This is a genomic window from Afifella pfennigii DSM 17143 (assembly GCF_000688515.1).
In the GTDB taxonomy this organism is placed as follows: domain Bacteria; phylum Pseudomonadota; class Alphaproteobacteria; order Rhizobiales; family Afifellaceae; genus Afifella; species Afifella pfennigii.
In genome coordinates, this window is sequence record NZ_JHZK01000003.1 from 55,123 (window position 1) to 67,871 (window position 12,749).

The following is a 12,749-nucleotide window of genomic DNA, read 5'->3' on the forward strand; positions in this document are numbered from 1 at the left end:
GTCGGCCTGGCCATCATCGCGGTGCTGTTTACCGCGCTGATCGCGCCATACGTGATCGACTGGAGCTCCTATCGGCAGCAAATCGCCGACAAGCTCTCCGCCTCGCTCGGCGTGCCGGTGAGCGTCGAGGGGGAGACGGATCTGGCGATCCTGCCGACGCCGACGCTGAGCCTTGCCGATATGCGCATCGGGCCGGCGGAGGCGCCCTTCCTCCTCCTCAGCGGCGTTCGCGCCAAGGTGGAGCTGACCGGCCTCTTGAAGGGCGAGATCAACGTCATCTCCATCGATCTGGAGCGTCCGCGCCTCGTCGTCGACATCGCCGATCTGGCGCCGGACGAAGGCGGCCTGCAGCTCGGCGGCTTCGATGCCGGCCAGGTCTCGCTCGGCGAGATGGCGGTGCGGGACGGCACGATGACGGTCGTCGACAGCCGGCGCGGCGCCAGCTGGCGGATCGAGGGGCTCAACGCCCAGGTCAAGGCGCGCACGCTGCAAGGCCCCGGCCGGCTGGAAGGCGGCTTCGTTCTGGGCGGCGAGCGCTACCGTATCGACATCGCGGCCGGACGGCTCGGCGAGGACGGGAACGTTCCGGCCAAGCTCCTGCTCATCCCGGCGGGCCGGCCGGTGAGCCTTGCCGCCGACGGCTTCCTGACGCTGCGCGGCGAGGAGGGGCCGAGCTACGAGGGGAGCTTCACCCTGGCAGGGCTGCCGCCGGAGGAAGGCGCCGCGCCCGAGCAGATGTCACCGCTGGCGCTGATGAAGAGCGAGGGAAAGTTCCGCCTCTCCCATGACGGCCTCGTCTCGGAGGAATTCGTCCTCGCCTGCGGCCCGCAGGCGACGGCCGTGCAGGTGCATGGTGACGGCGAGGTGAGCTTCACGCCGGAGCCGAGCTTCCGGCTCTCCTTCGATACAAGGCAGATCGATCTGGACCGGGCGCTGGGCGGCGGCGCGGACGAGCCGATCGCCATCTCGCAGGCCGCCGAGGAACTGATCGCGGGGCTCAAGAACGTGCCGGTGCCGCAGATGCCGGGCCTCATCACCCTCGATGCGCAAGGGCTCGTCGTCGGCGGCAGCGTCATCCAGGCGGTGGGCACGGATGTGCGCCCGAGCGGCGAGGGCTGGACCATCGACATCCTCTCCGCCGTCCTGCCCGGGGCGACGCGCATCGACGTTTCCGGCGAACTGGCCACCGACATGCCGGCCTTCCGCGGGCATGGGCGCATCCGCTCGGAGCGGCCGGCCGCCTTCGCCGCCTGGTGGCGCGGGGAGGCGGGCGAGGCGGCGATCTTGAAGCGCTTTCAGATCGAGGCCGATCTCAACCTTTCGCCGCGCCTGCAGGAGGTCAACTCGCTGTTGGCGGAGATCGGCGAGGGAAGCGTGTCCGGCAAGCTGTCGGTACGCCGCTTCGAGCGCGCCGAGGAGGCCTTCGCCGAGGTGGAGCTCGATGCGCAGGAACTGGCGCTGGAAGAAGGCCGGGCCGTTCTGGACCTTCTCGCCGGCGACAGGCTGAGGAACGGCGACTTCGACCGCGTGGCGCTGTCGCTCTCCGCCGGCGGCCTTTCGGCCGGCGGGGCGCGGGCGGAAGAAGCGCAGCTTTCCGGCGTTCTTGCCGGCAACAGCCTGGATATCTCTAACCTTTCGCTCACCGGGCTCGCCGGCGCCGACATCACCGCCAGCGGGCGGATTGAGGAATTCTTCGGCGCGCCGGAGGGCCGCATCTCGGCCGAAATGCGCGCCGAAAGCCTTGCCGGGGCGGCGAGCTTCCTGCGCGGCCTGTTGCCGGCGAGCCGGCTCGCCGAACAGCTTGAGGGCCGCGCCGAGGCGCTCTCGCCCGCCGATGCGATGCTTTCGGCGACGGCGACGGCCGGCGGCGCCTTCACGCTCGACCTTTCCGGCGGCTTCGGCGGCACGCAGGTTTCGCTGACCGCCGACGGCAGCGCCGGCCTGAGGGGGCTGGAGGAACTTGCCGGCCGGGCCGATCTTTTGCTGCGCTCCGACGATACCTCGGCGCTTGCCGGCCAGCTCGGCCTCGACATCGTGCCGCTGCCGGGCACCGGGCCGGCGCGGCTGTCGCTGACGCTGGAAGGCTCGGCGAAGGCCGGCGGGAGCGTGCGCGCCAGCGGCGAGGCGGCCGGCGTCAGCTTCGCCTTCGCCGGACGCGGCGAGAGGGGCGCGGCGGAGCCTTCGCTGACGGGCGAGGTGTCGGTGGCGACGGAGGACATCGACACGGCGCTGCTTCTGGCCGGCGTGGCGCTGCCGGGAATCGGCGAGGGGCACGGCATGGCCGCCAAGGGCGAGCTTTCCGTTACGGCGGGCCAGGCGCGGCTGGAGCTTGCCGAGGCGAGCTTCGAGGGCAGCCGGGTCGGCGGCCATCTGACCGCGGCAAGGGGCGAGGGCGGGCTGAAGCTCGGCGGCGAGCTGCGCCTTCAGGAGGTCTCGCTGCCGCTTGCCGCCGCCACCGCGCTCGGCGTCAAGCCGCAATACGGCGCCGAGGGCTGGCCCGAAGCCGCCTTCAGCCCGGCGCTGCCGGAAGGGGTGTCGCTCGACCTGGCGGTGCGCGCGGAGAGGGCGGATAGCGGCCTCGGCAAGGAGCTGCGCAACGCTTCCTTCGCCTATCGCTACGTAGATGGCGGCCTCAGGCTCGACGATTTTTCCGCCGATCTCGCCGGCGGGCGGCTCACCGGGGCGCTGGCGATCGGCGCCGGCGAGGGGGCGCGGCCGGTCACCTTGCGCGCCGCGCTCGCCGACGCGCTGCTGGCCGAAATCGCCTGGCAGCAGGAGGGGCGGGCCGTCGCCAACGGGCGGCTTTCCGCCTCCATGGAAATGACCGGGCGCGGGCGCTCCTATTCGGGCGTCGTCTCCACCTTGAACGGCAGCGGCTCCTTCACTCTGGAGGACGGGTTGTTGCGCTACACGAACCCGCAGGCCTTCGGCTCCATCATCCGCGCCGCCGATGCCGGGCTGAAGCTGGAGCGCGAGCCGGTGGCGGAAGCCTTTTCGGGACATCTCGACGCCGGCACGCTCGCCTTTCAGCGCGCCACCGGCTCCTTCGCCGTCACCTCGGGGATGGTGCGGCTGTCGACGCTGAAGCTGGAGGGGGCCGGCAGCGCCACCATGCTCGGCAACGCCGCCATCGACCTCAATCGCATGAGGCTTACCTCCGACTGGTCGCTGAAGGTGGATGCGGGCGAGGACAAGGTGACGGGGGCGGAGCCGGAGGTGGGCATCGTCTTCGCCGGGCCCGTCCGCGCGCCGGAGCGCAGCATCGACGTCACGCCGTTCCTCGGCTTTCTCACCGTGCGCGCCTTTGAGAAAGAGGTGGAGCGGGTGGAGAAGCTGCAGGCGGAAATCCTGGAGGCGGACCGGCTGCGGCGCGAGCTGAGGCGGCAGCGCGAAGTGGAAGCGCGCAAGAAGCGCGAGGCGGAGGAGGCGGCACGCCTTGCCGCCGAGGCCGAGGCGCGCGAGCGCGAGGAAGCGGCGCGGCGGGCCGAGGAGGCTCGGCGCCGGGCCGAAGAAGAGCAAAGACGAGCCGAAGAGGCGAGGCGGCAGGCCGAAGCGGCGGCCGAAGCGGCCGCGACGGTAAGACAGGTGGAGGAGGACGAAGCCGCGGCGGCGGCGGCCGAAGCGGAGGCGCAGGAGCCGGCTCCGGCCGGAGCCGGCGATGGCGAAGGGGCCGCAGAGCCGCAAGCCAGCGCCGCGCCAACCCCCGCCGGCAGCCCGACGCCCGCCGGCAGCTCCGACGACCAGGAGGCCTTTGCGCGCCGTCTGGGGCGGATCCTGGAGGAGCCGCTGCCGCCTCCGGCGCCTCCGGCCGGCTCTGCGACGGGCGAACCGCTCAACCTGTTGCCGCCGGCGGCGAATTGACGAGGACGTCTTCCGGGCGGTGAGCGCCGGCCTGTTTCAGAAGACGCTCTAAGAGGCCTCGCGCTTCACATAGGCAAGCACGGCGATGCGAACGGCGGAGGAAAGGTTGTCGCCCTGGCGCGCGGCGTCGATTTCCTCAATCATCCGCCCGACCGGCTTGCCCTGCGCCGCCGCCATCTTCTTCAGCTCCTCCCAGAACGGCTCTTCCAGGCTGACGCTGGTCGGATGGCCGGCGATGACGACGGAACGCTTCCTCACCCCTTCTTCCGTTCAGCCGCCCGAGCCGGGCGGGGGCGGAACGATGAGGATGCCGCCCGGCGGCTGGATCGGCTGGATCGGCTGGAGCGGCGCGGAAGGCCCGACCGGGGCGGTGCTGGGCGCAGGCGCCTCGCAGGCGGCGCGCATGGAACGCAAGGCCGCGGCCGAGCCCTTCAGCGTCAGCCTGGCGCGCTGCTGGCCCATCGACACGGTCAGGTCGTTGCCAAGCGCCAGGGCGTAAAGCATCGGATCGGAAGGCTCCACCGTGATCTCAGGCAGAAAGGCGGCATCGAGCTCGCTGTAGGCGAGGCGGCCGTCGCGGCGGAAGATGTCGCGGTCGATCTCGAAGGCGACCTCGACGAGATCGCCCTGATTGGCGCCCTCCACGCCGAGGGCGGGGCGAATGGTGACGTCGTTGCCGGAAATCGTGCAGGTGACGCTGAGCGGCACGTCATCGCATTCATCGCAGCCGGCGATGAAGGCCGAGGCCCCCGTCTCGGTGCGGCTCATGCGCCAGGCGTAATCGGCCGGGGTCTCTGTCATCGCGGCCGCGCCGGGCGGCTCGGCGGAAGGCGCCGGCTGGGCATCTGCCGGCTGAGTTGGGGCCGGCTGAGTTGGGGCCGGCTGAGTTGGGGCCGGCTGGGTCTCGGTTGGCTGGGCTTCTGTCGGCTGGGTGGGGGCCGGTTCGGGGGCCGGGGCGGCCTCTTGGCGCGGTGCCGGTTCGGGCATCGATTGCGGCTCGGGCGCGCTCGGGGTCTCGGCGGCCGACGGGGCGGGCGGCGAGGCCGGCTGCTGGGCCGGCTCCGCCCCGCTGGAGGGGGCGAGCGGCTGCTCGGTCTGCGTGCTCGGCGACATCGGAAGGATTTGGCGCACGCCCTTCGTCGGATCCTCCTGCGCCAGGGCGAGGCCCGGCAGGAGCGTCAGGGCGAGCGGCAGAAAGCGGATTGCGGTCGGCATGGCGGATCTCATTCGCTTGCGGGCCCGTCGGGCCGGAGGCGGTGGCCGTCAAGACGGCGCGCCTCTTCTTCGCGAACGCGGCGCGCGGCAAGCCGTTCCGCTCTGGAAAGGCCGTGCCTTGCCCGGCTTTCCTCAGCGGCCTCGGCCTTGTCGGCCCGCGCCTTCGCCTTTCGGGCACGCCGCAGATTGACGATCTCGGCCATCCACGCCTCCCGTTCGCCTGCCCTTCAATGCTCCTCAGTGCGGGCCAATCATCTTCTCCGGTCGCACGATCGCATCGAACTCCGCCTCGCTGACGAAGCCTAGCCGAACCGCCTCCTCCTTCAAGGTGGTGCCGTTCTTGTGCGCCTCCTTGGCGACCTTGGTGGCGTTATCGTAGCCGATTTTCGGCGCCAGCGCCGTCACCAGCATCAAGGAGCGGCGCATCAGCTCGTCGATGCGCGCCTCGTTCGCCTTGATGCCGGCAACGCAATTATCGGCGAAGGAGCGGCAGGCGCCGGCGAGAAGGTCGATGGACTGCAGCATGTTGTAGGCCATGACCGGCTTGTAGACGTTGAGCTCGAAATGGCCCTGGCTGCCGGCGAAGGTGATGGTGGTGTTGTTGCCCATCACCTGCGCGCAGACCATGGTCATCGCCTCGCATTGGGTCGGGTTCACCTTGCCGGGCATGATGGAGGAGCCGGGCTCGTTCTCCGGCAGGATGAGCTCGCCGAGGCCGGAGCGCGGCCCGGAGCCGAGAAGGCGGATATCGTTGGCGATCTTGAACAGCGACACGGCGAGCGTGTTCACGGCGCCATGGGCGTTGACATAGGCGTCGTTGGCGGCGAGCGCCTCGAACTTGTTCGGCGCCGTGCGGAAGGGAAGGCCGGTCGCCTCGGCGACCGCGGCGGCGAACTTCTCGGCGAAATCGGGATGGGCGTTGAGGCCGGTGCCGACGGCGGTGCCGCCCTGGGCGAGCTCGAAGAGATAGTCGACGCCCTCGCGGATGCGCTCCAGGGCGTAGCTGAGCTGCGCCACATAGCCGGAGAATTCCTGTCCGAGCGTCACCGGCGTCGCGTCCTGGGTGTGGGTGCGGCCGATCTTGATGATCTGGGCGAAAGCCTTGGCGCGGCCGTTGAGGGCGCTGCGCAGATGCTCCACGGCCGGAATCAGGCGGTGGACGATCTCTTCCGCCGCGGCGATGTGCATGGCCGTCGGGAAGGTGTCGTTGGAGGACTGGCCGCGATTGACGTGATCATTGGGATGCACCGGCTCCTTGGAGCCGAGCGTGCCGCCGAGGATTTCGATGGCGCGGTTGGCGATGACCTCGTTGGCGTTCATGTTGGACTGGGTGCCGGAGCCGGTCTGCCAGACGACGAGCGGGAAATGATCGTTCAGCTTGCCGGTGGCGACCTCCTGGGCGGCGGCGGAGATCGCCTCGGCGAGCTTGGCGTCAAGCTGCCCGAGATCGCGATTGACCTCCGCGGCGGCGCATTTGACGAGACCGAGGGCGCGGACGAGCGGGCGCGGCATGCGCTCGGCGCCGATGTCGAAATTCTTCAGCGAGCGCGCGGTCTGCGCGCCCCAGTACTTGTCGGACGGGACTTGGAGCGGACCGAAGGAATCGGTCTCAGTGCGGGTGTCTTGGGTCATTTCACTCTGCAGATGCGGCGGGTTCGCCGCCTTTTCCCATCCGCGAAGCAAAGGAGCAAGAGGGAGCTATCCGGCGTGGCGCGACGACCGCGCAGGGCCTCAGTTCTTCTTGCGGAAGGCGTCGAGCGAGACGACCTCGGCGCCCTCCTTGGCCTCGGCATCTTCCGGACCGGCGGCGCCCTCCTTCGCGAGAGCGGCCTTCTTCTTCTTGCCGGAGGGAGAGGGCGCGGCCTCGCCGGCGCCGGGCTCCAGGATGGCCGGCGGCAGCGGGCTCGGCAAAGGCGGGCCGAGCTCGCCGAGGGGCGTATCGGGGCCGGCCTCCGCCGACATCTCATTGTCCGCGGAAGGCACGTCGAATTTCAGCCCGAAACTGGCATGCGGGTCGACGAAGGCCTTCACCGCGCGCAGCGGCACCAGGAGCCGTTCCGGCACGCCGTTGAAGGAAAGGCCGACCTCGAAGGTCGTATCGGTGACGGAAAGGTCCCAGAACTGATGCTGCAGGACGATGGTCATCTCTTCAGGATACTGCGCCTTCAGACGCGAGGAGATCCTGACGCCGGGATGGCGCGTGTCGAAGGTGATGAAGAAATGATGCTCGCCGGGAAGCCCGGTCTGCGCCACTTCGGCAATCACCTTGCGGATGACGCCGCGCAGGGCTTCCTGGGTGAGAACGTCGTATCGGATAAGGTCGGCCGCCATGGCTGAAAGGTAGGTCGCGCAGGGGCGACGAGCAATATGGCTCGGCCGCTTTCCGGCTGCCACGGCACAGTTTTCTGCACCGGGTGGGATGCGAGCCGGGGTGGAGGTAAGGAATTGGAGGCTTCTGTTGCCAGGTGCCTCCGGACCCCGCCTGACGGGGCTAACCGCCAGGGCTTCAATCGAAGCAGTCAGGCTGCATTACGCAGCGAGACGAGCCTCAGCATAGTTGTCGTTGGCAACTATTGAAACGGCCCGATAACGGCGGAACCATGCCGGGCGAAAGCGCTGCCTTTACACCCTCGTCGATCCTATTTCGCCCCCATCAGCAGCGGCCCTTGATCGTCGTCGCCGGGCCTTGCCAGGTCGCGCCCTGGGCCGTTGATGGTGGAGGCGCCGGGTACCGCCCCCGGGTCCGATAGGCTTATTACGCAGACCATTTATCGCCATAGCCGGGTTGCCCCGGCACCCGCGAATATAGGCCAAGGCGGCGGCGATTTCAAAGGCGTAAGGGGGCAGGGAAGGCTTTGCCGGCGCAGGGGCCATCCATGCAAAGGGTCTGAGCGAACAGGCGATCATCCTTGTCTCCCTCATTCGAGTGGTGAACATCGTTCATGAACGATGTTCTTGTCAGCTTTCCCCTGAACGTTGTTCAAGTCTGCGTGGCAAGGGCCGCGGCCTTGGGCTAATGAAGGGGCGTTGGAGGGTGCATTGGCTGAAGCTAAAGGCGCGAGGCGCAGGAGCGTCGATCTCAAGGCGGCCATGATCGAGGCCGCCGAGAGGATCATCGCCGAGGAGGGCGTCGGCGCCGTCACCGCGCGGCGCGTCGCCTCGGAGGTCGGCGTCGCCGTCGGCACCACCTACAACGTCTTCGACAATCTCGGGGGGCTGATCGCGGCGGTGAACGCGCGCACCTTCGCCGACCTTGCAGCGGCGATCTCCGGGGTGAAGGCGCAGGGCCGGCCGACGCGCGCGGTGCTGATGGATTTCGCCGACCGCTACATGGCTTTCGTCCAGGCCAATCGCCGGCGCTGGCTCGCCGTCTTCGAGAGCGAGATGCCGGAGGGCGGGGCGGAGGCGCCCCATCAGGCCTCCATCGACCGCCTCTTCGCGGGCATCGAGGCGGCCATCGCGGCGCATGGCACGGGCATTGACGCGGCGCGTGCCCGGCAATCGGCGCGCGGCCTGTGGGCGGCCATGCACGGGCTCCTCATCCTATCGGCCACCGGCCGCCTCAGAACCATCCGCCTCGACAGCGTGCGCCCGACCATCGAGCACCTCGTCGCCTGCCACCTTGCCGGGCTGGACGCGCCGGCAACGACGGGAAAGGGCAACGGCCAGCTTTCGCTTCTGTGATGGCTGGGGAAGCTTTTTGCCGCGGCGATGCCCACGGCGAAGAATCGCCCTAGATTGCCCCCATGCAGCCATATCTCGACCTGCTCGCGCGCGTGCTCGGCGAAGGCACGAAGAAGGAGGACCGCACCGGCACCGGCACCTTGTCGGTCTTCGGCCATCAGATGCGCTTTGAGCTCGAAGACGGCTTTCCGCTGGTGACGACCAAGAAGCTGCATGTGAAATCCATCATCCACGAGCTTCTGTGGTTCCTCGCCGGCGACACCAACATCCGCACCCTGAAGGAAAACGGGGTGCGCATCTGGGACGAATGGGCCGATGAAAACGGCGATCTCGGCCCCGTCTACGGCCGGCAATGGCGCTCCTGGGCAGCGCCGGACGGACGGCAGATCGACCAGATCGCTCAGGTGGTTGAGGGCATTCGCTCCAATCCTGATTCACGCCGCCTGATCGTCACCGCCTGGAACCCGGCCGATGTCGACAAGATGGCGCTGCCGCCCTGCCACTGCCTCTTCCAGTTCTATGTCGCGGAGGGAAAACTCTCCTGCCAGCTCTACCAGCGCTCGGCCGACATTTTTCTCGGCGTGCCCTTCAACATCGCCTCCTACGCACTGCTGACGCTAATGATGGCGCAGGTGAGCGGGCTGAAGCCGGGCGCGTTTATCCACAGCTTCGGCGATGCGCATCTTTACCTGAACCACATCGAGCAGGCGAAGCTGCAACTGACGCGCGCGCCGAGGGCGCTGCCTGAGATGCGGCTGAACCCCGACGTGCATTCCATCTTCGATTTCGTCTACGAGGATTTCGATCTCCTCGGCTACGACCCGCATCCGCATATCGCCGCCAAGGTGGCGGTGTGAGCGAGGTGCCGCTCGCCATCGTCGTCGGCGTCGCCAGGAACGGGGTGATCGGCCGGGAAGGGGGGCTGCCATGGCGCTCGCGGGCGGATCTCGCGCGCTTTCGCGCCACGACCATGGGCAAGCCGCTGATCATGGGGCGGCGTACCTTCCAGAGCCTGCCGGGGGCGCTCGACGGGCGCGCCAATATCGTGCTTTCCCGCGACGCGACCTTCGCGGCGCCCGGCGTGGAGGTGGCGCACAGCTTCGCGGGGGCCATTCGCCTCGGCGAGGCCGCGGCGAAGCGGCTCGGCGCCGATGAAATCTGCGTGATCGGCGGCGCTTCGCTCTTCACCGAGGCGCTGCCGCAAGCGGAGCGCATCTACTTCACCGAAATTGAGGCGGAGCCGCAGGGCGACGTCTTCTTTCCCGATTTCGACAGGGGTCCGTGGCGCGAGGTGGCGCGCGAGGCGCTGACGGCGCGAAAGGGCGACACGGCAAGCGCGGTCTTCACCATCTTGGAGCGGGGCTGAGGCTTTTGCCGGCTTCGTTCTTGCGTGCCCAGGCAAAAATGCCCATTTGCGGACCATCGCTCGCCGCATGCGGGCGACATATCGCTCGAACGGCCCGCTTTATCATCGCCGCTCCGTTGAAGGGCTGGCTGCGGTTACCTATAACCCGCGCGACACTTTGGGGTGGCTCGTGCCCGGATTGGGGCCGGGCGTAACGAGGAGGCTGAATGCCCTGGAACAACAATAATGGCGGTCCCTGGGGCGGGTCCGGCGGCAATCGCGGAGGGCCCTGGGGCTCCGGTCCGCAGCAGCCGCAAGGTGGCCCCCAGTCGCCCGATCTGGAAGACCTTATCCGGCGCGGCCAGGACCGGCTGAAGAGCGTCTTTCCCTCCGGCGGGCGCGGCAATCAGGCGATCGCCGCTCTCATCGTCATCGTGCTCGTCGCCATCTGGCTGACCAACGCGGTCTATCAGGTGCAGCCGGACGAGCTCGGCCAGGAGCTGGTCTTCGGCCAGCCCAAGGACGACGTGGCCGGGCCGGGCCTGCATTTCCATTGGTGGCCGTTGGAGACGGTGGAGATCGTCAATATCCGCCAGCGCCGCGAGACCATCGGCACCAGCACCAACCGCACCAGCGGCGATGCCAGCCTGATGCTGTCGGGCGACCAGAACATCGTCGATGTCGTCTTCTCCGTCATCTGGCGGGTCTCAGAGCCGAAGAAATTCCTCTTCAACGTCGCCGATCCGGAAGCCTTCGTGCGCCGCATCGCCGAAAGCGCCATGCGCGAATATGTCGGCCGTTCGCGGGCCGAGGAAGTGCGCACGGAGCGGCGCGCGGAAGTGGAAGAGGCGGTGCGCCAGCAGCTGCAGACGACGCTCGACGATTACGGCGCCGGCATCACCGTCGTCGGCGTGCAGCTGGAGCGGGCCGATCCGCCGGCCGAAGTCGCCGACGCCTTCGAGGAGGTGCAGCGCGCCCAGCAGGATCTCGACCGTTTCCAGCGCGAGGCGGAGCAATACGCCAACCGGCGCCTGGGCGAGGCGCGCGGCCAGGCCTCGCAAATCCGCGAGGCGGCCCGCGGCTACAAGGAATCCACCATCGCGGAGGCGCAAGGCGAGGCGCAGCGCTTCTTGTCCATCTTCGCGGAGTACCGGCTGGCGCCGGAGGTGACGCGCAAGCGCATGTATCTTGAGACGCTGGAGGAAGTCCTGCGCGATTCCAACAAGGTCATCCTGGAGACGGGCGAAGGCCAGCAGGGCGTGGTGCCCTATCTGCCGCTCAACGAGCTCCAGCGCGACCGCTCCACCCAGAGCCGCAGCAGCGGCCAGACGACGGCGACCGGCACCAGCCAGGGAGGCTCGCAGTGAGACGCTTGTGGATCATCCTCGCCGTCCTGGCGGTGCTCTTCATCCTCGTCTATTCGTCCGTCTTCGTGGTCAACGAGCGCCAGCAGGCGCTGGTGCTGCGCTTCGGCGAGATCACCCGGGTGATCAAGGAGCCGGGGATCTACTTCAAGATCCCGACCAATTTCGTGGAGACGGTGCAGATCATCGAAGATCGCATCCTTTCCTTCGAGATCGAGGACATCCGCGTGCAGGTGCGCGACGGCCGGCGCTATCTCGTCGACGCCTTCGTCGCCTTCCGCATCGTCGATCCGGCGGAGTTCCGCGAGAACGTTTCGGGCTCCCTGCAAATCGCCCAGCAGAACCTGCAGACGCGTCTCGACGCCTCGCTGCGCCGGGTCTACGGCCAGCGCTCCTTCGAGGCGGCGCTCTCCGACCAGCGCATCGAGATGATGCGCGACGTGCGCGATCAGCTTCGCCCGCTCGCCGCCGATCTCGGCATCGAAATCGTCGATGTGCGTATCAAGCGCACCGACCTGTTGCCGGAAGTCTCGCAGCAAACCTTCGACCGGATGAAGGCGGAGCGTCTGGCGGAAGCCGCCGAGCTCAGAGCCCGCGGCACGCAGGAAGCGGCGCGGATCCGCGCGGAGGCCGACCGCGAGGCGCAGGTGACGGTGGCCGAAGCCAACCGCGATTCGGAGGTTCTGCGCGGCGAGGGCGATGCGCAGCGCAACTCCATCTTCGCCCGCGCCTTCACCCAGGACGAGGAGTTCTTCGAGTTCTACCGCTCCATGCTCGCCTATAACCGGGCGATCGAGGGAACCGGCACGACCATGGTGCTGCAGCCGGATTCGGAGTTCTTCCGCTATTTCCGCGACGCTCTGGCAGGTGCTGAGTCAGCCAGCCCGGGCGCGGGCGGTCCGGGTGCCGACGCGCCGCTGCCGCGGATCGCGCCGGAGGTGCAGGACGAGCCGCTGCCGCCGCTCGACACGCTGCCGCCCGGCGGCACCGACGGCGGCGCCCTGCCGCCGGAAGGGACCGGGGCGGTTGAGAACGGGGCGTCGGATACGGCACAACAGGGCGAGGCAGGATCGGCGACGACGACGCAATGAGCGACATCTTCGTCGCCCTCGGCCTCGTTCTTGCCCTGGAAGGCGCGCTTTATGCGCTATTTCCCGACTTCATGAAGCGTGTCGCAGAACAGGCCGTCGCCAGCCCTTCGGACACGCTTCGTACCGTGGGGCTGGTCTCGGCGGTGCTCGGCGTGGCAATCGTATGGCTGGCACGGGCGTGAACGGCGA

At 68.7% G+C, this 12,749-nt stretch carries 12 protein-coding genes and 1 other RNA gene; 7 read left to right on the forward strand and 6 right to left on the reverse strand.

The features are described from left to right. Positions 1-6: 6 nt before the first annotated feature. The gene (locus Q331_RS0103555) at positions 7-3,861 is read left to right on the forward strand and encodes an AsmA family protein (RefSeq protein ID WP_281173884.1); all 3,855 of its coding nucleotides are present in this window, start codon (positions 7-9) and stop codon (positions 3,859-3,861) included. A gap of 48 nt (positions 3,862-3,909) precedes the next feature. On the opposite strand, the gene Q331_RS0103560 is transcribed toward Q331_RS0103555, so the two are convergent. The 6 genes from Q331_RS0103560 to ssrA all read right to left on the reverse strand — a co-directional run bounded on the left by Q331_RS0103560 (position 3,910) and on the right by ssrA (position 7,911). Beyond that, a complete protein-coding gene (locus tag Q331_RS0103560) occupies positions 3,910-4,119 on the reverse strand; it encodes a ribbon-helix-helix domain-containing protein (protein WP_026379540.1) in 210 nt (69 codons plus the stop codon). Positions 4,120-4,131: 12 nt separating this feature from the next. Continuing rightward, positions 4,132-5,076, reverse strand: a complete 945-nt coding sequence (locus Q331_RS23655; RefSeq protein ID WP_026379541.1) for a hypothetical protein — start codon at positions 5,074-5,076, stop codon at positions 4,132-4,134. A gap of 8 nt (positions 5,077-5,084) precedes the next feature. Next, positions 5,085-5,279 carry a DUF4169 family protein gene (locus tag Q331_RS0103570; RefSeq protein ID WP_026379542.1) on the reverse strand — a complete coding sequence of 65 codons (195 nt, stop codon included), beginning with the start codon at positions 5,277-5,279 and terminating at the stop codon, positions 5,085-5,087. A 34-nt stretch (positions 5,280-5,313) separates the two neighbouring features. Next, positions 5,314-6,708 carry a class II fumarate hydratase gene (fumC, locus tag Q331_RS0103575; protein ID WP_026379543.1) on the reverse strand — a complete coding sequence of 465 codons (1,395 nt, stop codon included), beginning with the start codon at positions 6,706-6,708 and terminating at the stop codon, positions 5,314-5,316. Positions 6,709-6,807: 99 nt separating this feature from the next. Beyond that, on the reverse strand, positions 6,808-7,407 hold the full coding sequence (locus tag Q331_RS0103580) for an SspB family protein (RefSeq protein WP_026379544.1): 600 nt from the start codon (positions 7,405-7,407) through the stop codon (positions 6,808-6,810). 113 nt (positions 7,408-7,520) lie between these two features. Then, positions 7,521-7,911, reverse strand: a transfer-messenger RNA (tmRNA) gene (ssrA, locus tag Q331_RS23370). A gap of 204 nt (positions 7,912-8,115) precedes the next feature. On the opposite strand from ssrA, the gene Q331_RS0103585 reads away from it, so the two are divergent. From Q331_RS0103585 to Q331_RS0103610, 6 genes are all read left to right on the forward strand, one after another. Beyond that, positions 8,116-8,760, forward strand: coding sequence for a TetR/AcrR family transcriptional regulator (locus tag Q331_RS0103585; protein WP_156953251.1), 645 nt, complete (start codon positions 8,116-8,118; stop codon positions 8,758-8,760). A gap of 62 nt (positions 8,761-8,822) precedes the next feature. Further along, positions 8,823-9,617 (forward strand): thymidylate synthase, encoded by a 795-nt coding sequence (locus tag Q331_RS0103590; RefSeq protein ID WP_026379546.1) that lies wholly within the window; start codon positions 8,823-8,825, stop codon positions 9,615-9,617. After that, complete coding sequence (locus Q331_RS0103595; RefSeq protein WP_026379547.1) at positions 9,614-10,126, forward strand: dihydrofolate reductase; 513 nt, start codon at positions 9,614-9,616, stop codon at positions 10,124-10,126. The genes Q331_RS0103590 and Q331_RS0103595 overlap by 4 nt, the downstream gene beginning before the upstream one ends. 206 nt (positions 10,127-10,332) lie before the next feature. Then, positions 10,333-11,472, forward strand: coding sequence for an FtsH protease activity modulator HflK (gene hflK / locus Q331_RS0103600; RefSeq protein WP_026379548.1), 1,140 nt, complete (start codon positions 10,333-10,335; stop codon positions 11,470-11,472). Further along, positions 11,469-12,560, forward strand: coding sequence for a protease modulator HflC (gene hflC, locus Q331_RS19835; protein ID WP_084174721.1), 1,092 nt, complete (start codon positions 11,469-11,471; stop codon positions 12,558-12,560). The genes hflK and hflC overlap by 4 nt, the downstream gene beginning before the upstream one ends. Next, the gene (locus Q331_RS0103610) at positions 12,557-12,742 is read left to right on the forward strand and encodes a DUF2065 domain-containing protein (protein ID WP_026379549.1); all 186 of its coding nucleotides are present in this window, start codon (positions 12,557-12,559) and stop codon (positions 12,740-12,742) included. Before hflC ends, Q331_RS0103610 begins: the two co-directional genes overlap by 4 nt. Positions 12,743-12,749 lie beyond the last annotated feature (7 nt).